Source organism: Tateyamaria omphalii, from assembly GCF_019802125.1.
GTDB classification, from domain to species: Bacteria; Pseudomonadota; Alphaproteobacteria; order Rhodobacterales; family Rhodobacteraceae; genus Tateyamaria; species Tateyamaria omphalii_B.
In genome coordinates this window covers 361,446-379,663 of sequence record NZ_JAHVHT010000002.1, presented here as the reverse complement: position 1 = coordinate 379,663, position 18,218 = coordinate 361,446, and the positions used below count along the sequence as shown (strand labels likewise).

The following is an 18,218-nucleotide window of genomic DNA, read 5'->3' as shown; positions in this document are numbered from 1 at the left end:
CCACAACGTCCACAAACCAACACGTCGCAGACATGACGCGCAAATCGTAACGCGCAGGCATCCTGCGCCAAAGAAAAAGCCCCGCCAAATGGCAGGGCTTCAAACGTCGTGAATAGACGCCTTACTTCTTCTTGTAACGGGCCTTGACCGGCGCCCACAGACGCTTGTTGGTCAGATACAGCAGCACCGACAGGATGGTGAGGAAGATCACGCCGACAAACCCTGCCTGCTTGCGGGCCATCATCTTGGGCTCAGCCGTCCACATCAGGAAGGCAGAGACATCCTCGGACAAGCTCTGCAGGTCGGTTGCCGCACCATCGGCAAACTCGGTGTCGTCACCATAAAGCGGCGGCGCCATGGCAATCCAGCCACCGGGGAAATACTTGTTCTCATACAGAACGGCCCCCGCCTCTTCTTTCTCTTCACCGGTATAACCGGTCAAGATAGCAGCGATGTATTCCGCACCGCCGATTCCGTTCCTAAGCTGGTTGATGCCCAGACCGTACGGGCCGTGGAACCCGGCGCGAGCCTTCGCCATCAGGCTCAGGTCAGGCGCGTTTTCCAGCTGCGAGCCCGGGAAGTGATCATTCGGGATGGCCGGACGGAAGTCATCCTCGGCCGCGTCATAGACCTCGTAAAACTCAGCGTAGGCGCGCACCTGATCCTCGGGCAGACCGGGGCCGCTCTCGTCGCTCAGCGTCCGGATCGGCACATATTGCAGACCGTGGCAGGCCGCGCAGATCTCTGTGTAGATCTGCAAGCCGCGCTGCAGCTGGTTCTGGTCGAACGATCCGAACGGACCGTCAAAACTGAAGTCCACGTTGGGCACATTCTTGGCCTCGCCAGCGGCGAAGGCACCGGTGGCCAGCGCGAACGCCGCCACCATGCTTGCTGCAAGTTTCTTCAACATTTGCAGTCTCTCCTTATTCCGCGGGCTGAGCCGAGGGAGCAGCGGAACCGCCATCCCCTTTGCCCATCGACGCGGCAAAGTCTTCTTCAATGGTCGCCGGCTGCGCGTTCGGCTTCTCGATCACGCCCAGCAGGGGCAGAATGACCAGGAAGTAGACGAACCAGTAGGTCGACGCGAGCAACGCGATCGTGTTGTAAGGCTCCTCCGCCGGGCGGGCACCAACCCACATCAGCACGAAGAAGTCGACAACCAGCAGGGCAAACCACCACTTGAACATCGGACGGTAACGGCCCGAGCGCACGCTGGACGTGTCCAGCCACGGCGCCAGCGCCATCACCGCAATCGCGCCAAACATCGCCAGCACACCGAAGAAATCGGCTTGGATGATGCCACCGCTGATGAAGGTCGCGAACTGCACGATCCACACATCAGGGGTAAAGGCACGCAGGATCGCGTAGAACGGCAGGAAGTACCATTCCGGCACGATGTGCGCAGGCGTCGCCAGCGGGTTCGCCTCGATATAGTTGTCGGGGTGGCCCAGGTAGTTCGGCATGAAGCCCACGATGGCAAAGAACACCACCAGAATGATCGCCAGCGCGAACAGGTCCTTGATCACGAAGTAGGGCCAGAAGGGCAGCGTGTCTTTCTCTGCTTCTTCCTTCGACGTGCGGCGCACTTCAACACCGGTCGGGTTGTTGTTGCCCGTGGTGTGGAAAGCCCAGATGTGCACGATGACCAGACCGGCAATCACGAAGGGCAGCAGGTAGTGCAGGCTGAAGAAGCGGTTCAGCGTGGAGTTGTCCACGGCAGGCCCGCCCAGAAGCCAGCTTTGCAGCGCTTCACCGATGAACGGGATCGCACCGAACAGGCCGGTGATCACGGTCGCACCCCAGAAGGACATCTGACCCCAGGGCAGCACGTACCCCATAAAGGCCGTCCCCATCATCAGCAGGTAGATCAGCATCCCGATGATCCACGTGATCTCGCGCGGGGCCTTGTAGGACCCGTAGTACAGACCGCGGAAGATGTGGGCATAGACGGCAACAAAGAACAGCGATGCGCCGTTCATGTGCAGATACCGCAGCATCGCGCCACCATTCACGTTGCGCATGATGTGTTCGATGGACGCAAAAGCCTCGTTCACATGCGGTGTGTAGTGCATCGCCAGCACGATGCCGGTGATGATCTGCAGCGCCAGACAGAAGGTCAGAACAATGCCCCAGATCCACATCCAGTTCAGGTTCTTCGGCGTCGGGATCATCAGCGTGTCGTACATCAGGCCGACGATCGGCAACCGCTTGGCCAGGCCCTTTTCCCAGGCCGCCTTCGGTTCATAATGGTCGTGAGGAATTCCAGCCATGGTCTCTCTCCCTTAACCCAACAGGATCGTGGTCTCATCCACGAATTCAGCAACAGGAACCGGCAGGTTTTCCGGCGCGGGTCCACGACGGATCCGGCCCGAAGTATCATAGTGCGAGCCGTGACAGGGGCAGAACCAGCCGCCAAAGTCCCCTGCATCGCCCAAGGGCACACAGCCCAGGTGCGTACACACGCCTTGCATCACCAGCCACTCGCCCGCTTCGTCCAGCGTGCGGTTGGCATCATCTGCGGGCACTTCGCCCAAGTTTTCGTTGCGCGCGATACCGTCCGGCAGCTCGTCAACCGACACTTCGCGTGCCGCCGTAATCTCTTCTTCGGTCCGGCGGCGAATGAACACCGGCTTGCCCAAGAACAACACGGTCAGCTGCGTACCGGGACCAACGCTCGACACATCGACGCGCATCGTGCTTGCCGCGACAACGTCGGCCGAGGGGTTCATCTGGTTCACCAGCGGCCAGATCGCCGCACCCGCCGTCACCGCACCTGCGCCAGCCGTGGCGTAGTACAGAAAATCGCGCCGGGTGCCTTCGTGGTCTTCTTCTACGTGGGACACGGGGGACTTCTCCAGTTTCCAGCGACCCTCAAAGGGCCAAATAGCATATGGGCCACGCACACGCGCAGCCGTTTCACCGGGCTATCTAGCGGGGTCCCCCGCCCACGTCCAGCGCGCAAACTGACACACGTGGTCGCAGGGACCTTGAATATTAACCCGTTGATAAGATTCGGGACCGCGCGCTCCGTTAACCAAGGTTTTTGTGCCAGGCCGGTGTACGGGGGGTGCACAGGGGGTGTACGCCCGGTGCATGGCTCACCCCCCTTGTTTTGCTGCCGTTAACCCCGATTCGCGCCCGTCTGGCGTCACCGACCCACCGAACGTTGCGCAACACTACGCTTTCGGTTCGGTCGCCTGCATCGACGGACGCGCCGCAAAGCCCTCGTACCAGGCGGCCAAGGCATCCCGCCCCTTGCGCCAATCCCGGTCCCCATGACGGAAGTCGAGATAGCCCAGACCGCACGCGACACCGATATGCCCAATATCCATCTTCCCGGCCAAATGCCCCATCCAGCGGGCATTGAGCGCATCGAGGGCCCCTTCAACCTTGCCCCACTGCGCCTCGATCCAGTCGTTCGACCAAATCTCCTCCGGGCGGAACCGCTTCTCGTAAACCATCAGCACCGCCGCCTCCATCATGGCATCGGCGGTCGCCTCCAACACCAGCGTCTCCCACCCCTTCTCAGGGTACAGACCCGCTTCCGCCCGTGCATCCAGGTAGCGGCAGATGACCTTGCTATCATACAGGGTCGGTCCCTCATCGCGCACCAGCGCCGGGATCTTGCCCACCGGATTCGCCGCCTTCAGCGTCGCGTCGGTCCCACCGGGTGCCGCCGTCACGGTGACAGTCTCAACATCCTCCGCCTGCCCCGTTTCATGCAGTAAAACCAGCACCTTGCGCACAAAGGGGCTTGGCCCCGCCATCAACAGCTTCATCGCGATTCTCCCCTTGGGTTCGCGCGCAGCCTAGGCCCCGCGCATCAGGGCAGCAAGGATGCGGGTCTCCTGCCCGATCCCATAGGCATCGACATAATCCGACGCCCGCAACCGCACCGCGTCCGGCTTGTTCTGGTTCAGCTTCCAGGTGCCATCGACTGTCTCAATCGTCATCCGACACGGCACGATCTGGCGCATCATCTTCTCCAGCACCTCGGGCGTCATCTTGTCCGTCTTCCAAGGCGTCTTGGGCAGCAACTGATCCTCGAAATGCTTCGACTGCCGGTCCAGCATATCCCGCATCTCATCATGCGGCAGCATCTCCAATGTGCCTGTGATATGCACCGCAACATAGTTCCATGTCGGCACCTGATCCGGCACCTCGTACCAGTCGGGCGAGATATACCCATCCGGCCCACTCACCGCGATCTTGGCCCGCAGCGGCGCCTTCAACGCCCGCGCAATCGGGTTCGACCGCACCAGATGCAAGTCAAGCTGCACGCCCTGTTCATCAATCAGAAAGGGAACGTGGCTCATCATCGGCCCGTCCTCGCCATTCACCGCCAAAACACCGAACGCACGCTCACGCGCAAACGCGATGTTCCGGTCAACGGTCTCGGTGTGAAAGGCAGGGTTCGGGTGCATGGGTCCGCTCCGTGATACGTGGCGTCCCTCTTGCCTCTGCCGCCACGGCTTGGCAACCTGGGCCTGTTCTCAGGGCGGGGCGAAATTCCCCACCGGTGGTATGCAGGCGCGACCTGTAAGCCCACGAGCGCCTCGGTCCGAAAAGATGGGTCGAGGGTCCAGCAGATCAGGTGAGACGCCTGAGCCGACGGTCACAGTCCGGATGAAAGAGAACGCAGGTGACAGCATCCATACGGGTGCGTCTTGTCGCGTGCGCAATCGCCTTGGGTGACGTGTCTGAACCTAAAGGAGAAAACCCATGACACACACCCGCTTCGCCTTTGTCAAAGCCCAGTGGCACGCCGCCATCGTCGATCAGGCTTTGCAAGGCTTCACCGAAATTATCGCATCAAATCAAATGGATGTCTTCGACGTCCCCGGCGCATTCGAAATGCCGCTGATGGCCCAAACGCTCGCCGAAACCGGGCGCTACCACGCCATCGCCTGCGCAGCACTCGTGGTCGACGGCGGCATCTACCGCCACGACTTCGTCGCCTCCGCCGTGGTCGACGGGTTGATGCAAGTGGGCCTCAAAACTGGCGTCCCGATCCTGTCGGTCTCGCTCACACCCCACCACTTCCAGGAAACCGAGCACCACATGGGCATCTACGCCAATCACTTCGTACTCAAAGGACGCGAAGCCGCCCAAGCTGCTCTCGGCATCACCGCCACGCGGGCAGACCTGCGCTCAGCGGCCTAGATAAGCCCGCAGTGCTTCCGGTAGATTGGCCATCACGTCGGCCACCGGACGGGGCGGGTCCACACGGCCCGCCTCGACAAAGATCAGATCATCCGCCCGCTCCGCATCCTCCGGCGCGTGGGTGATCATCAGCACCGTTGCACCCGCATCCCGCGCCACCTGAGACGTCAAATCCAGCATCTCAATTCGCAACGCAGGCCCCAGCGCAGCAAAGGGTTCATCCAGCAAAAGCAAAGGCTTGGCCTGCACCAAAACCCGCGCCAGCGCCGCACGGCTTTGCTGTCCACCCGACACATCACCGGGCTTGCGATCCGCAAACTCCGCCAGCCCGACCCGTTCCAATGCCTCATGCACTTTGGCCGTCTCAGCATCGCTCAACCGCAGCGCAGGCCGTATCCCCAACCCCACATTCTGCGCCAGCGTCAAATGCGGAAACAGGTTCCCATCCTGAAACAGCATCGCAACCCCGCGCTTGTCCGGTGGCGCATCTGTCACGTCCCGACCGTCCACTTCAATCCGTCCGGCGGCAATATCGATATACCCACCCAACGCATTCAAAAGCGTGGACTTTCCCGCGCCCGAAGGCCCGATCACCGCCACACGCCGCCCCCGCTCAACAGCAAAGTCGGCACTCAAGGCAAAGTCACCCTGCGCAATCCTCAACCCTTCAACCCGCAGCATGCCGCCGCCCCCACGCATCGCACATCCAAAACATCCCAAAGGCCAGCGCCACCAAAACCAACGCCGCCCCCGCCGCCGCCTCGGTCCGGTAGGCCCCCATCAAGCGATACATCTGCAACGGCAACGTCGCCACATCCGGGTCGGCAAAGAGCGCCACGACGCCCAGATCGCCAACACTCAGCGCCGCCGTCAGCCCGGCGGCAAACCCGATCTGCGGACGCAACCTTGGCACCAGTACAAACCGCCATAGTGCAAGGCTGCGCAGCCCCAACCCCATGCTCAATCGCCCGTAATCATTGAAAACCTGTCGCATCGGCGGCAGCAGGATGCGCACCGCGAAAGGCAGCGCCATCATCGCGTTGATCAAGGCCGTCACAGGCAAGGCAAAGGCGGTCGGCGAGACATATGGATAGATCAGAATAAACCACCCCGTCCCGATCATCAGCGGCGACGCGACCAGACCCAGCAGCGTCAACGCCTCCGCCCCGCCCCACTTCGCCTGCGCCAGCCATGCCGCCATGGGCAGCGCGAGAACCAGCAGGACCACAGTGCTGACCGATGCGACCCAAACCGTCGTCCAAGTCGCGGTCAGAACCGAAAAAGGCATGTAAAACAAGCCCACCAGCCCAGACAGAGCGATCGACAACATCGGCAGCAACAGGAATCCAGCCGCCAAGGTGATCCAGAACACATCCCCCCAAAGGCTCGGCGCATCCCACCGGCGCACCGCCCGGTCACGCCCCGTTTGCAGGGCAATGGGTGGCAAAATCCACAACGCCAGCACCGCCGCAGCGCCCGCCACAGCCAGTTGCAGCAGGCTCAGCACCGCCGCGCGGCCAAGGTCAAAATCAAAACGAAACGCCTGGTAAATCGCCAACTCAATCGTCGTCGCCCGTGGCCCGCCGCCAAGGGTCAAAGCCACTGCAAAACTGGTCAGGCATATGACAAAGATCAACGCAAAGGCCCCCGGCACCACCTGCCGCAAGAGCGGCCATTCGATGATGCGAAACACCATGCGCGGGGTAAGTCCCAACTGGCCCACCATGCGAAACTGCTCCGCCGGAACCGATTGCCACCCTTGCAGGATCAACCGGGTCGCTAGCGGCATGTTGAAGAAAACATGCGCCAAAACAACACCATGGGCCCCGTAGATCGACACCTCTGGCAGCCCGAAGACGCCCAGCGCCGTATTCAACCACCCGTTCCGGCCAAAGATCGCGAGCAGGCCCAGAACAGCCACAATCACCGGCAGGATAAACGGCGAACCCAAAAGCGTTACCAGCAGCGTATGCCCCGGCAACCGCCGCCGCGCGAGCGCGCGTGCCACCGGCACCGCCAGAACCACCGAAATCAACGCAGAGAAAAACGCCTGCCAGACGGTAAACCGCACCGCCTGCCATTCGGCGGCGCGCAGGCCAGTGGTGGTTTCAATCCGCTGGCCGATGCCGACAAAGGCGGCGATCACCACCGCGACGACAAAACCCGCCGCGATGATGCCGGCCCAAGGGCTTACTGGCTGAGCGCGGCGCGCCATGTCTCGATCGCGTCCGCTTGCAGCTCTGCCGCCTCAGTCTCGGAATAGAACAGCACCTTTTCGGGCAACGGCAGCTCCGACCAACCCTCGGGCCAGTCCGCCTGCGGCAACGCCGATGGCAGCGACCAGTTCGCGGTCGGAATAATGGTCTGGAAGTCGCGCGACATCACGAAAGCCAGGAACTGATCCGCCAGTTCTGGCTGGTCCGTTCCGGCAATCTTGCCCACGGTTTCAACCATGAAATAGTGGCCTTCGGGGAAGATCGCCGCCTTCTTGGTAAAGTCCTCCTCCGCGAACATGTGGTAAGCGGGCGACGTGGTGTAGCTCAGTACCATGTCAGCCTCACCATCGGTGAACAGGCCATAGGAGGACGACCAATCCTTGGTCACAGTGAGAATGTTGTCTGACAGGCTTTCCCACACTTCAGCGGACTTGTCGCCGTAAACGGCCTGCACCCACAGCACCAGTGCCAGACCCGAAATCGACGTACGCGGGTCCTGAATAACGATCTTCACGTCGTCCGGCAGTGCCAGCAATTCCTCGAAGCTCGCGGGCGGCGCGTCCATCGTCGTCTCGTTGTAGATGAACGCCGTGTGCCCGTAGTTGAAGGGCAGGAACGTGTCGTCCGTCCACTCAATGGGCAGGGTCAGCGCACTGTTGTCCTGCCCATGCGGCGCAAAAAGGTCGGTGGCGCGCGCCTTGGCCGTCACATCAGATGTCAGGCCGATGACTACATCCGCCTTCGTCCGCTCGCCCTCCAGCAACAGCCGCGGCACCAGATCGCCAGTGGACCACTCCAGATCACACGCACAGATCTTTTCAAACTCGGTCTCGAGCGTTGGGCCAGGTCCCCACTCAGACGTAAAATAGTCACCCGCGTAAACGGTCAGAACAGGTGTGTCGGCCAGCGCCGTCGTCGCGGCAAGCGTAGCGGCCAGTGTCAAAGCGTATTTCATCGCATCCTCCAATCAGAGAGGCGGCGGGATAAGGGTCTTGGGATGAACCAAACCTTCCCTCCGCCGGTGTTAACCGGTTCAGGTTCTACGGGTTCGCATTGCGCATCTCAGCCTGTGACCAGGCACCCCGAGGTGATGTTTGGCTTAGTCGGGAATGGTGGGATTGGCAACTGTTGCGTCACCGACGGCGGGACATGACCCAGACAAACAGGGCAAAACACACACCACCCGCCCCGAACAGGCCGCCGATGACCCGCTTGTGATCCGCATCCAACTCGCTCCACGGCAAGGAGTGGGTTTGCGGCGCGCCAAACGCGTTTCCCAGGCCCTTGACGAGCTCCCAGTAAACGCCACCGGCCACCGCCAGCGCGATGGAGAGGATCAGCAGCGCAACAGCACCCGGTGTACGACCTTGCATCTCTTGTCTCCTTGCATCGCCAGCGTCTTGTCTGTGAATTGCATGACCGCTAAACGGCCTGAAAGGGAGTGCGTCATGTCGATCAACAGTTTTGGCCACCTGTTCCGCGTAACCACGTGGGGCGAAAGCCATGGCCCAGCGCTTGGCGCGACGGTTGACGGCTGCCCTCCGGGCGTCGCGGTGGATGAAGCCATGCTTCAGCAGTGGCTCGACAAGCGGAAACCCGGTCAAAACAAGTACACGACCCAGCGGCGTGAACCAGACGCGGTCAAGATCCTGTCGGGCGTGTTCGAGGGACAGACAACCGGCACGCCCGTCCAGTTGATGATCGAAAACACCGACCAGCGGTCCAAGGACTACGGCGACATCGCCGAGAAGTTTCGCCCCGGCCACGCCGACATCACCTATTGGCAGAAATACGGCATCCGCGACTATCGCGGTGGTGGTCGGTCTTCGGCCCGTGAAACGGCGGCACGGGTTGCAGCGGGTGGCCTTGCGCGCGCGGCACTGAACAAGCTGGTTCCTGGGATCGAGATCAAGGGTTACATGACCCGCATGGGCGCGCATGAAATTGACCGCAACCGGTTCGACTGGGACCAGATCGACCAGAACCCGTTCTGGGTGCCTGACGCCCAAGCAGCGGACACATGGGCGTATTACCTCGACGGTCTGCGAAAGTCCGGCTCGTCAGTTGGTGCCGTGATCGAAGTCGTCGCGCGCAACGTGCCTGCGGGTCTCGGGGCGCCGGTTTATGGCAAGTTAGACACTGATTTGGCTGCGGGCATGATGTCCATCAACGCGGTCAAAGGGGTTGAGATTGGCGAAGGTATGTCTGCCGCCATGCTCACCGGCGAACTCAACGCGGACGAGATCACGATGGGGCCAGACGGCCCGGAATACTCGTCGAACCACGCGGGCGGCATCCTCGGCGGCATCTCGACCGGGCAGGACATTGTGGTCCGCTTTGCGGTCAAGCCGACCTCGTCCATCCTGCAAACGCGCAAGACCATCACCAAATCGGGTGAAGAGACCGAGATCATCACCAAAGGGCGCCACGACCCCTGTGTCGGCATCCGGGCCGTGCCGGTGGGTGAGGCGATGATGGCCTGTGTGATCCTCGATCACCTGCTGCTCGACCGGGGGCAGACAGGCGGCGTGCGCGGCCAGATCGGCTAGGCCAGCATCACTCCCACGGAGCGCACGATGTTGTGCAGCGTTGCGTGATCAATCCGCGCCCGCGCCATCGTGCGCAGACCCACATATTGCGCGATGATCATGTCGGCGAGCGCCCCACGCTCCGCCGGGTTCAGCGTCGCGTGCTTGGGTGACGCGCAGAGCGCAGCATAGATCCCATCGCGCAAGGCACCCAACCCCCGCGACACAGCCTTGGCAATCTCGTCATCATAGGAACTTGGGCCAGCCGCTGCGGTACACAGCAGACAGCCGCGATCATCGCCATTGACCACGTTCTGATACGACCCCTGAAACATCGCCATGATCCGCTCGGCCCCGTTTGGCACGGACGGGTCATTCAGCATCTCGACACCGGCCTGCACCGCCTGCCGCTCATAGCGTTCCAGCACTTGCATGAAGAGCGTCTTTTTGTCGGTGAACGCCTTATACAGACTGCCCCGGGTCAGCCCCATGCCATTCAGCAGATCGGGCAGCGAAGCGCCTTCGTAGCCATGCTTCCAAAAGACGTGCATCGCCTTTTCAAGCGCGTCGTCGATGTCAAATGATCGTGGTCTGGCCATGGGATGTCCTCGGTTGCACCTCCAATATAGTATTGGGAACCGTATAGTCCATAACTCAACATCAGAAAGACCGCGCCGCATCCATTCGCGCTCGTCCGCTCGCGCCAGATTGACCGCTTGCCAATCCTCGCCCGACCCGACAAGGATCGGCGGAGATGAAAGCCCCGACAACCCAGAACAAGCCCGGCACCGCCGTCGCCCTCAAGCTCGTGGCGGTGTTCCTGTTCATGGTCATGGCAGCGATGATCAAGGTCGCGACGCAGAACGTGCCGTCCGGTCAGGCCGTGTTCTTCCGTTCGTTCTTTGCCATGCCGATCATCATCGCGTGGATCTTGCACGCTGGCGAGATGCGCGAAGCGCTGACGCCCAACAACCTGACGGGCCACATCTGGCGCGGGCTGTTTGGCACGACGGCCATGGCACTCACCTTTGCCGGTCTCGCCCTGCTGCCGCTGCCAGAAGTCACTGCCATCGGCTATGCCACGCCGATGTTCACCGTCATCCTCGCCGCCATCATGCTTGGCGAAAAGGTACGCCTGTTCCGGATCAGCGCCGTCGCCCTGGGCCTCGTAGGCGTGATGATCGTCATGTGGCCGCGCCTGTCGGTGGACATGGCGACAGTCGGCACGGCGGGCACCATCGGAGCATTGATGGTGCTGGGTGCCTCGATCCTGCGGGCGTTGGTGCAAATCCACATCCGCACGTTGGTCAAAACCGAACACACCGCGGCCATCGTCTTCTATTTCTCACTCACCGCCACAACGCTGAGCCTGCTCAGCCTACCCTTTGGCTGGATCGTCCCAACAGCGACCGACGCCATCCTCCTGATCGGCGCGGGCCTGATCGGCGGCATCGCCCAAATCCTTGTCACCGCCAGCTACCGCTTCGGCGCCGCCTCCATGCTCGCCCCGTTTGACTACACATCTTTGATCTTTGCCGCCCTGATCGGATACCTGATCTTTGCCGAACTGCCCACGTCAGAGACGGTTATCGGCGCTTCGCTGGTTGTCCTCGGTGGGGTCCTCATCATCTGGCGCGAAAGACAGCTTGGCGGCGGGCGCAGGCGTGCGCGGGCAGTCACGGATCCGAAAGGTTAGTGCTTGTGACAGGCGGACGCCTCGACCACCAAACCATCGGGCCCAAACCTTAGCGTTTCTGCAGCCAATACATCACGCTGGTTGCGGTAGGTGATGACCATCATACCGTGTCCGCGCAACACATCGACCACGACAAAGGACAGATCCGGCTGCGCCTCCAGCGCACGCGCCCAATAGGCCCGCAGCGCATCCTTTCCACGCAACTCACCGTGGCCCACAAGGCGCATCGCCTTTTGCGAGCGAAACACCACATCCCCGGCATAGTGCGCGAGGATGCGGTCCAGATTGTGGGAATTCCACGCCGCCTCCCATTCGATGGCGAAGGCGTCGTAGTCCATGCTATTCGCGCACCAGCTTCTCGTAATCCTCGGCCACGTCGCGACACAGCGCGCCGACTTCGAAGTTATAGTCACCGATCTGGCCCACTGGCGTCACTTCGGCAGCGGTGCCGGTCAGCCAACACTGTTCAAAGCCTTCCAGCTCTTCCGGCATGATCACCCGCTCGTGCACCTTGATCTGCTTGTCCTGCAGCCGCCCGATCACCGTCTGGCGCGTCAGTCCGTTCAGGAACACATCCGCCTTGGGCGTATGCACCTCGCCATCCTTGACGAAGAAGATGTTGGCGCCCGTGCACTCGGCCACGTAACCGCGGTAATCCATGAACAACGCGTCGGAACAGCCCTTGGCCTCTGCCGCGTGCTTGGACGTGGTGCAGATCATGTACAGACCAGCCGCCTTGGCGTGCACCGGGATCGTCTCGGGCGACGGGCGCTTCCACTTGGAAATGTCGATCTTCGCGCCTTTGTACTTGGCGTCGCCATAGTAGCTGCCCCATTCCCACGCCGCGATGGCCAGGTGGACCGGGTTACGGGCGGAGGAAACACCCATGTCTTCACCCGCGCCACGCCATGCCACTGCCCGCACATAGGCATCGGTCAGGCCATTCGCGGTCAGGACCTGCTGCTTGGCCGCCTCGATCTCGTCCACGGTGTAGGGGATCTGGAAATCCAGTTCACCGGCAGAAAAGTGCAGGCGTTCCGAATGCTGACGGCTGAGGAAGATCTTGCCGTTATACGCCCGCTCGCCCTCGAATACGGAGGACGCATAGTGCATGGCGTGGCTCAGAATATGGACATTCGCCTGACGCCAGTCGACCAACTGGCCGTCCATCCAGATTTGTCCGTCGCGATCATCGTAGCCAGCCATGGCATCCTCCCGATTTGCATTTATTGCGCCGTTAGGACCGATGCGGTCATAAAGTTGCGCAAAACCTGCGATTCGATATCGCTTCACCCTTGGAATGTCAACAAGGCTGACTTAAACTGCAACAAAAGACGACGCTTGAGTGGGGGCGGTTATGGACGACGGACGGGCAACCACGACCAGGGGCGGGGAGAACCTTCTTTTCCTGACCGACGAACAGTTGCGGCAAGGGATCGAGGCGATGTTCTTTGCCTATCGCGGCTTTACCGCCGATCCGGACCGCATCCTGTCGGACATGGCCTATGGCCGTGCACATCACCGCGCGATCCACTTCATCAACCGCGCACCAGGCACGACCGTCAACAACCTGCTCAACATCCTTGGCGTCACCAAGCAATCGCTCAACCGCGTCCTGCGCACCTTGATCGAGGACGGGCTCGTCCAAAGCCGCGTCGGCACCTCCGACAAACGGGAGCGTCACCTGTTTCTGACCGAAGACGGGCGCGCATTGGAGGGGCGTTTGTCCGACGCCCAGCGCGCACGGATGCGCACGGCGTTCCGCGACGCGGGTCCCGAAGCAGTGGCGGGCTTCCGCACCGTACTCGAAGCCATGATGGACACGGAAATGCATCGCACCTATCAAAGACTTAAGGAGAGCGGTGCATGAGTGACTTTGACGCCCATTTATTGATTGTAGACGACGACGAACGAATCCGAAGCCTGTTGCAGAAATTCCTGATGCGGAATGGCTTCCTTGTCACCGCAGCCCGCGACGCGGCCCACGCGAGGCGGGTGCTGGCCGGTCTCGACTTCGACCTGATCGTGCTGGACGTGATGATGCCGGGCGAGGACGGGCTAAGCCTGTGCCGCAGCTTGCGCGAAACCCACGTCACACCGATCCTGCTGCTGACGGCCAAGGGTGAGACGGGCAACCGGATCGAGGGGCTCGAGGCGGGTGCCGACGACTACCTGCCGAAACCGTTCGAGCCCAAGGAACTGCTCCTGCGCATCAACGCCATCCTGCGCCGTGTGCCAGATGTGGCACCGGAGGAGGCCGCGCCGAAAATCCTCACCCTCGGCCCCATACGCTATGACATGGAACGGGGCGAGATGTGGCAGGGCGAAGACCTCGTGCGCCTGACCGCCACCGAGATGCAGCTGATGAAGATCTTCTCCGCCAAACCTGGCGAAGCCATCAGCCGCGCCAAGCTGGTCGAAGATCTGGGCCGCGACCGTGGCCAAGCGCAGGAACGCGCCGTGGACGTGCAGATCACGCGGTTGCGGCGCAAGATCGAGAGCAATCCGAAACAGCCCCGCTACCTGCAAACCGTGCGCGGGGCAGGGTATATGTTGGCGCCTGATTGAGCCGTCGGATTTGCATATTTGTGGAACAATGAAGCCATGAGTACAGCCCTGCTGACCCACGCGGACGGCCTTTTGCACGTCACACCGCCCGGTATGCCGGAGCAGGTGGCGCGGCTCGGCTACATCCAACGGGCGCTGGCCGATCTCGACCTTGTCCGCGTTGATCCGCCGCTGGCCGATGACGCATCCATCGCGCTGTGCCATCCGCAGGATTATATCGACTTCGTTCGCTCCAAAGTCCCAACCGACGGCTTCGCCGGCCTCGACCGCGAAACCGACGCCGAGACCTTCCTGTCCCCCACGTCCTACAACGCCGTCTGGCGCACGGCAGGTGGCGCGGTCAAAGCGGTCGATATGGTGCTGGATGAAGAAGTGCAGAACGCCTTCGTCGCCATGCGCCCGCCCGGACACCACGCAGAACAGTCTCTACCCATGGGATTTTGCATCTTTGGCAACATCGCCATCGCTGCGAAACACGCGCTCGAAGTGCGTGGGCTTGAACGGGTCGCCGTGGTCGATTTCGACGTCCACCACGGCAACGGCACCCAAGCGCTGCTCCAGGATGACCCCCGCGCCCTTGTCATAACATCGCAACAAATGCCGCTCTGGCCCGGCACGGGCGAGGCGTCGGACCGTGGCCCACACGGCACCGTTCTGAACATCCCGCTGGCGCCTCACACGGATGGCAACCACGCCATCGCGGAATACGAACGGCAGGTGATCCCGGCGCTGATCAAACACCAGCCCGAACTCATCCTCATCTCCGCCGGGTTCGACGCGCATCAGGACGACCCGCTCGCCCAACTCAACTGGACAGCGGACACCTACACCCGCCTCACCGACATGCTCACGCAAACTGCACAAACGCTGTGCAAAGGCCGGGTGGTGTCGGTGCTGGAAGGGGGCTATGATCTGGACGCGCTTGCGCTGTGTGCCCGCGCCCACGTCCAATCGCTGATGAAGGCCACGCAATGACTGACCGCCCCGTAGACGAGATGAGCTTCGAAGAAGCGATGGCCGAACTTGAACAGGTGCTGGGCCAGCTGGAACGGGGCGACGTGGCGCTGGACGACTCGATCAAACTCTACGAACGCGGCGCGCTGCTCAAGAAGCGGTGCGAGACCAAGCTGCGCGAGGCCGAAGAAAAGGTCGCCGCCATCACCACCGATGCCGACGGCAACCCGACAGGGCTGAAACCGGTCGAAGGCCTCTGATCCATGTTCCGCCAAAGGCTGAGTGACGCGGCCACCGCCATCCAGGCGCGGTTCGACGCCGTGCTGGGTGCGCTGGACGATGTGCCAGTGGTGCAGGCCATGGCGCATGCCACCAATGGCGGCAAACGACTGCGCGGCTTCCTTGTGCTCGAAAGCGCGCGGCTGCACGAAATAGACCCTAACAAGGCGATTTGGCCCGCAACGGCGATCGAAGCACTTCACGCCTATTCCCTTGTTCACGACGATCTGCCCTGCATGGACGACGACGACTTGCGGCGCGGCGAGCCCACGGTTCACATCAAATGGGACGATGCCACCGCGGTGCTGGCGGGCGATGCCCTGCAAACGCTGGCCTTTGAACTCTGCGCCCATTCTGACATCGGAAACGGAGACGTGCGCGCCGACCTCGCCCTGTCGCTGGCAAAGGCATCGGGCGCTCAAGGCATGGTGCTGGGCCAAGCCCTCGACATCGCCGCCGAAACGGCAGACGCCCCCCTTACGCTCGACGAAATTACGGCTCTACAAAGGGGAAAAACGGGTGCGCTGATCGAATGGTCGGCCACCGCCGGCGCACGCATGGCCCAGGCAGACCTCGGCCCCCTGCAAACCTACGCCCGCGCCCTCGGCCTCGCCTTCCAGATCGCGGACGATGTGCTGGACGTGACCAGCGACGCCGCCACCATGGGCAAGGCCACGGGCAAGGATGCAAACGCGGGCAAAGCGACATTCGTCTCGCTTCTGGGACTGGACGAGGCGAAACGCCGCGCTGACCAACTCGTGACCGAGGCGTGCGACGCCTTACATGTATACCAAGCGGACGCTGACGCGCTGCGGGACGCCGCCCGCTTCGTGGTCACCCGCAACAGCTAGAGACCGACAGATGTCAGACCAGCCAAACACCCCGCTTCTGGACACCGTTCAACGGCCCGCTGACCTCAAACGGTTTTCGGACGCCCAGCTGCGCCAAGTCGCTGACGAGCTACGGGCAGAAACGGTATCTGCAGTATCCGTCACCGGCGGGCACCTCGGCGCGGGGCTTGGCGTGGTCGAACTGACCGTCGCCCTGCATGCCATCTTTGACACGCCGCGCGACAAGCTGGTGTGGGATGTGGGCCACCAATGCTACCCCCACAAGATCCTGACCGAGCGCCGGGACCGCATCCGCACACTGCGGATGAAAGACGGCCTCAGCGGCTTTACCAAACGCAGCGAGTCGCCCTACGACCCCTTCGGCGCGGCCCACTCCTCGACCTCGATCAGCGCCGCCCTCGGCTTTGCCGTCGCGCGCGACCTTGGCGGCCAGCCCCCCGAAGGATCCGGCGACGCCATCGCCGTGATCGGCGACGGCTCCATGAGCGCCGGCATGGCCTACGAGGCGATGAACAACGCGGGCCACCTCGGCAAACGGCTCTTTGTCATCCTCAACGACAACGAGATGTCCATTGCCCCGCCTGTGGGGGCGATGTCGTCCTACCTGTCGCGGCTCTACGCCCAAAACCCCTTCCAGGATCTCAAGGCCGCGGCCAAGGGCGCGGTCAGCCTGCTGCCGGAACCCTTCCGCGAAGGGGCCAAACGGGCCAAAGAAATGATCAAGGGCATGGCGGTTGGCGGCACCCTCTTTGAAGAGCTGGGGTTCAGCTATGTTGGCCCCATCGATGGGCACGATCTGGACCAGTTGCTGCCCGTCCTGCGCACCGTCCATGACCGCGCCACCGGCCCGATCCTGATCCACGTGCTGACGAAAAAGGGCAAGGGATACGCACCCGCCGAAACCGCCCGCGACAAGGGCCACGCCACCGCCAAGTTCGACGTGATCACGGGCGAGCAAAAGAAAGCGCCAAGCAACGCGCCCAGCTACACATCCGTCTTCGCCCAACACCTGATCAAACAGGCCGAAGCGGACGACAAAATATGCGCCGTCACTGCCGCCATGCCGGATGGCACCGGCCTCAACCTCTTTGCCGAACGCTACCCCAGCCGTTGCTTCGACGTGGGCATCGCCGAACAGCATGGAGTCACCTTCTCCGCAGCCCTCGCCGCCGGTGGGATGAAACCGTTCTGCGCGATGTACTCCACCTTCCTGCAACGCGGCTACGACCAGGTCGTGCACGACGTCGCCATTCAGCGCCTGCCCGTGCGCTTCGCCATCGACCGCGCGGGCCTCGTGGGCGCCGACGGAGCGACACATGCGGGTGCCTTCGACGTTGCCTACCTATCGAACCTGCCCGGCTTCACCGTCATGGCCGCCGCGGACGAGGCGGAACTGGCCCACATGGTCGCCACCGCAGCAGCACATGACGACGGCCCCATCGCCTTCCGCTTCCCGCGGGGCGAAGGCACCGGCGTCGACATGCCCGAGCGCGGTGAACCGCTCGAAATCGGCAAGGGGCGCATGATCCAAGAGGGCAAGGGCGTCGCCCTCCTTTCCTTCGGCACCCGTCTGGAAGAGGTACAGAAAGCTGCCGAAAACCTCGCCGCCAAGGGGATCACACCCACCATCGCCGACGCCCGCTTCGCCAAACCGCTCGACCGCGACTTGATCCTGCAACTAGCGGCGGATCACGAGGCGCTGATCACCATCGAAGAGGGCGCAGTCGGCGGCTTCGGCAGCCACGTCGCCCAGCTTCTGGCCGAGGAAGGCGTGTTCGACACCGGGCTCAAGTACCGCTCCATGGTCCTGCCCGACATCTTCATCGATCAGGCAAGCCCGGCGGACATGTACGCGGTCGCAGGCATGAATGCCGACCAGATCGAAGCAAAGGTGCTGAACGTCCTTGGCGTGACGTCAATCGGCGAGGCGCGCGCGTAGAACTTGCGCAGTCCGCGCCATTTC

General features: G+C 62.3%; 21 protein-coding genes and 2 riboswitches. Of the genes, 9 read left to right on the top strand and 12 right to left on the bottom strand.

Going from position 1 to position 18,218, the window contains the following annotated elements; all coding sequences use genetic code 11:
* Positions 1–121: 121 nt before the first annotated feature.
* The 5 genes from KUV51_RS10865 to KUV51_RS10845 all read right to left on the bottom strand — a co-directional run bounded on the left by KUV51_RS10865 (position 122) and on the right by KUV51_RS10845 (position 4,424).
* Positions 122–910 (bottom strand): cytochrome c1, encoded by a 789-nt coding sequence (locus tag KUV51_RS10865; protein ID WP_222521650.1) that lies wholly within the window; start codon positions 908–910, stop codon positions 122–124.
* A gap of 13 nt (positions 911–923) precedes the next feature.
* Positions 924–2,270, bottom strand: a complete 1,347-nt coding sequence (locus KUV51_RS10860) for a cytochrome b (protein ID WP_222521649.1) — start codon at positions 2,268–2,270, stop codon at positions 924–926.
* A 12-nt stretch (positions 2,271–2,282) separates the two neighbouring features.
* Positions 2,283–2,843, bottom strand: a complete 561-nt coding sequence (gene petA, locus KUV51_RS10855) for a ubiquinol-cytochrome c reductase iron-sulfur subunit (protein WP_222521648.1) — start codon at positions 2,841–2,843, stop codon at positions 2,283–2,285.
* Positions 2,844–3,176: 333 nt separating this feature from the next.
* Complete coding sequence (locus KUV51_RS10850) at positions 3,177–3,779, bottom strand: glutathione S-transferase (RefSeq protein WP_222521647.1); 603 nt, start codon at positions 3,777–3,779, stop codon at positions 3,177–3,179.
* Between the two features lie 30 nt (positions 3,780–3,809).
* A complete protein-coding gene (locus KUV51_RS10845; protein ID WP_222521646.1) occupies positions 3,810–4,424 on the bottom strand; it encodes an FMN-binding negative transcriptional regulator in 615 nt (204 codons plus the stop codon).
* A gap of 61 nt (positions 4,425–4,485) precedes the next feature.
* Positions 4,486–4,642, top strand: a riboswitch (FMN riboswitch).
* A gap of 80 nt (positions 4,643–4,722) precedes the next feature.
* Here KUV51_RS10845 and KUV51_RS10840 point away from each other — a divergent pair.
* On the top strand, positions 4,723–5,163 hold the full coding sequence (locus KUV51_RS10840; protein ID WP_222521645.1) for a 6,7-dimethyl-8-ribityllumazine synthase: 441 nt from the start codon (positions 4,723–4,725) through the stop codon (positions 5,161–5,163).
* Here the strand turns inward: KUV51_RS10840 and KUV51_RS10835 are convergent.
* The 4 genes from KUV51_RS10835 to KUV51_RS10820 all read right to left on the bottom strand — a co-directional run bounded on the left by KUV51_RS10835 (position 5,152) and on the right by KUV51_RS10820 (position 8,752).
* The gene (locus KUV51_RS10835; protein ID WP_222521644.1) at positions 5,152–5,844 is read right to left on the bottom strand and encodes an ATP-binding cassette domain-containing protein; all 693 of its coding nucleotides are present in this window, start codon (positions 5,842–5,844) and stop codon (positions 5,152–5,154) included. The two genes, KUV51_RS10840 and KUV51_RS10835, sit on opposite strands and share 12 nt — an antisense overlap.
* On the bottom strand, positions 5,831–7,378 hold the full coding sequence (locus tag KUV51_RS10830) for a thiamine/thiamine pyrophosphate ABC transporter permease ThiP (protein WP_222521643.1): 1,548 nt from the start codon (positions 7,376–7,378) through the stop codon (positions 5,831–5,833). Before KUV51_RS10830 ends, KUV51_RS10835 begins: the two co-directional genes overlap by 14 nt.
* Complete coding sequence (locus KUV51_RS10825; protein ID WP_222521642.1) at positions 7,354–8,334, bottom strand: thiamine ABC transporter substrate binding subunit; 981 nt, start codon at positions 8,332–8,334, stop codon at positions 7,354–7,356. The genes KUV51_RS10830 and KUV51_RS10825 overlap by 25 nt, the downstream gene beginning before the upstream one ends.
* A 38-nt stretch (positions 8,335–8,372) precedes the next feature.
* A riboswitch (TPP riboswitch) is annotated at positions 8,373–8,474 on the bottom strand.
* 38 nt (positions 8,475–8,512) lie between these two features.
* Positions 8,513–8,752, bottom strand: coding sequence for a hypothetical protein (locus KUV51_RS10820; protein ID WP_222521641.1), 240 nt, complete (start codon positions 8,750–8,752; stop codon positions 8,513–8,515).
* 75 nt (positions 8,753–8,827) lie between these two features.
* Between KUV51_RS10820 and aroC the strand changes: the two genes are divergently transcribed.
* Entirely contained in the window at positions 8,828–9,928 is a 1,101-nt protein-coding gene (gene aroC / locus KUV51_RS10815) for a chorismate synthase (RefSeq protein ID WP_222521640.1), read from the top strand.
* Here aroC and KUV51_RS10810 read toward each other — a convergent pair.
* Entirely contained in the window at positions 9,925–10,506 is a 582-nt protein-coding gene (locus KUV51_RS10810) for a TetR/AcrR family transcriptional regulator (protein ID WP_222521639.1), read from the bottom strand. The genes aroC and KUV51_RS10810 overlap by 4 nt on opposite strands.
* A 155-nt stretch (positions 10,507–10,661) precedes the next feature.
* Between KUV51_RS10810 and KUV51_RS10805 the strand changes: the two genes are divergently transcribed.
* The gene (locus tag KUV51_RS10805; RefSeq protein WP_222521638.1) at positions 10,662–11,603 is read left to right on the top strand and encodes a DMT family transporter; all 942 of its coding nucleotides are present in this window, start codon (positions 10,662–10,664) and stop codon (positions 11,601–11,603) included.
* Here KUV51_RS10805 and KUV51_RS10800 read toward each other — a convergent pair.
* Positions 11,600–11,941: a nuclear transport factor 2 family protein gene (locus tag KUV51_RS10800; RefSeq protein ID WP_222521637.1), complete on the bottom strand. Its 342-nt coding sequence runs from the start codon at positions 11,939–11,941 to the stop codon at positions 11,600–11,602. The genes KUV51_RS10805 and KUV51_RS10800 overlap by 4 nt on opposite strands.
* A 1-nt stretch (position 11,942) precedes the next feature.
* Positions 11,943–12,809 (bottom strand): branched-chain amino acid aminotransferase, encoded by an 867-nt coding sequence (locus KUV51_RS10795; protein WP_222521636.1) that lies wholly within the window; start codon positions 12,807–12,809, stop codon positions 11,943–11,945.
* A gap of 151 nt (positions 12,810–12,960) precedes the next feature.
* Between KUV51_RS10795 and KUV51_RS10790 the strand changes: the two genes are divergently transcribed.
* From KUV51_RS10790 to dxs, 6 genes are read left to right on the top strand one after another with little or no spacing between them, the layout of a single operon-like run.
* Positions 12,961–13,473, top strand: coding sequence for a MarR family winged helix-turn-helix transcriptional regulator (locus KUV51_RS10790; RefSeq protein WP_222521635.1), 513 nt, complete (start codon positions 12,961–12,963; stop codon positions 13,471–13,473).
* Positions 13,470–14,171, top strand: coding sequence for a response regulator (locus KUV51_RS10785; protein ID WP_222521634.1), 702 nt, complete (start codon positions 13,470–13,472; stop codon positions 14,169–14,171). The genes KUV51_RS10790 and KUV51_RS10785 overlap by 4 nt, the downstream gene beginning before the upstream one ends.
* A gap of 36 nt (positions 14,172–14,207) precedes the next feature.
* Positions 14,208–15,146: a histone deacetylase family protein gene (locus KUV51_RS10780; RefSeq protein WP_222521633.1), complete on the top strand. Its 939-nt coding sequence runs from the start codon at positions 14,208–14,210 to the stop codon at positions 15,144–15,146.
* Entirely contained in the window at positions 15,143–15,385 is a 243-nt protein-coding gene (locus KUV51_RS10775) for an exodeoxyribonuclease VII small subunit (RefSeq protein ID WP_039684979.1), read from the top strand. Before KUV51_RS10780 ends, KUV51_RS10775 begins: the two co-directional genes overlap by 4 nt.
* 3 nt (positions 15,386–15,388) lie before the next feature.
* Positions 15,389–16,255, top strand: coding sequence for a polyprenyl synthetase family protein (locus tag KUV51_RS10770; protein WP_222521632.1), 867 nt, complete (start codon positions 15,389–15,391; stop codon positions 16,253–16,255).
* Positions 16,256–16,265: 10 nt separating this feature from the next.
* Complete coding sequence (dxs, locus tag KUV51_RS10765) at positions 16,266–18,194, top strand: 1-deoxy-D-xylulose-5-phosphate synthase (protein WP_222521631.1); 1,929 nt, start codon at positions 16,266–16,268, stop codon at positions 18,192–18,194.
* Positions 18,195–18,218: the final 24 nt, after the last annotated feature.

What these genes read in the sequence shown, in the direction of transcription:
- KUV51_RS10795 (WP_222521636.1), bottom strand. Translation starts at nt 12,809, where the DNA reads ATGGCTGGCTACGATGATCGCGACGGACAAATCTGGATGGACGGCCAG.
- KUV51_RS10860 (WP_222521649.1), bottom strand. Translation starts at nt 2,270, where the DNA reads ATGGCTGGAATTCCTCACGACCATTATGAACCGAAGGCGGCCTGGGAA.
- KUV51_RS10850 (WP_222521647.1), bottom strand. Translation starts at nt 3,779, where the DNA reads ATGAAGCTGTTGATGGCGGGGCCAAGCCCCTTTGTGCGCAAGGTGCTG.
- KUV51_RS10830 (WP_222521643.1), bottom strand. Translation starts at nt 7,378, where the DNA reads ATGGCGCGCCGCGCTCAGCCAGTAAGCCCTTGGGCCGGCATCATCGCG.
- KUV51_RS10825 (WP_222521642.1), bottom strand. Translation starts at nt 8,334, where the DNA reads ATGAAATACGCTTTGACACTGGCCGCTACGCTTGCCGCGACGACGGCG.
- KUV51_RS10865 (WP_222521650.1), bottom strand. Translation starts at nt 910, where the DNA reads ATGTTGAAGAAACTTGCAGCAAGCATGGTGGCGGCGTTCGCGCTGGCC.
- KUV51_RS10840 (WP_222521645.1), top strand. Translation starts at nt 4,723, where the DNA reads ATGACACACACCCGCTTCGCCTTTGTCAAAGCCCAGTGGCACGCCGCC.
- KUV51_RS10780 (WP_222521633.1), top strand. Translation starts at nt 14,208, where the DNA reads ATGAGTACAGCCCTGCTGACCCACGCGGACGGCCTTTTGCACGTCACA.
- KUV51_RS10770 (WP_222521632.1), top strand. Translation starts at nt 15,389, where the DNA reads ATGTTCCGCCAAAGGCTGAGTGACGCGGCCACCGCCATCCAGGCGCGG.
- KUV51_RS10785 (WP_222521634.1), top strand. Translation starts at nt 13,470, where the DNA reads ATGAGTGACTTTGACGCCCATTTATTGATTGTAGACGACGACGAACGA.
- KUV51_RS10775 (WP_039684979.1), top strand. Translation starts at nt 15,143, where the DNA reads ATGACTGACCGCCCCGTAGACGAGATGAGCTTCGAAGAAGCGATGGCC.
- KUV51_RS10805 (WP_222521638.1), top strand. Translation starts at nt 10,662, where the DNA reads ATGAAAGCCCCGACAACCCAGAACAAGCCCGGCACCGCCGTCGCCCTC.
- KUV51_RS10810 (WP_222521639.1), bottom strand. Translation starts at nt 10,506, where the DNA reads ATGGCCAGACCACGATCATTTGACATCGACGACGCGCTTGAAAAGGCG.
- dxs (WP_222521631.1), top strand. Translation starts at nt 16,266, where the DNA reads ATGTCAGACCAGCCAAACACCCCGCTTCTGGACACCGTTCAACGGCCC.
- KUV51_RS10800 (WP_222521637.1), bottom strand. Translation starts at nt 11,941, where the DNA reads ATGGACTACGACGCCTTCGCCATCGAATGGGAGGCGGCGTGGAATTCC.
- KUV51_RS10835 (WP_222521644.1), bottom strand. Translation starts at nt 5,844, where the DNA reads ATGCTGCGGGTTGAAGGGTTGAGGATTGCGCAGGGTGACTTTGCCTTG.
- aroC (WP_222521640.1), top strand. Translation starts at nt 8,828, where the DNA reads ATGTCGATCAACAGTTTTGGCCACCTGTTCCGCGTAACCACGTGGGGC.
- KUV51_RS10845 (WP_222521646.1), bottom strand. Translation starts at nt 4,424, where the DNA reads ATGCACCCGAACCCTGCCTTTCACACCGAGACCGTTGACCGGAACATC.
- KUV51_RS10820 (WP_222521641.1), bottom strand. Translation starts at nt 8,752, where the DNA reads ATGCAAGGTCGTACACCGGGTGCTGTTGCGCTGCTGATCCTCTCCATC.
- KUV51_RS10790 (WP_222521635.1), top strand. Translation starts at nt 12,961, where the DNA reads ATGGACGACGGACGGGCAACCACGACCAGGGGCGGGGAGAACCTTCTT.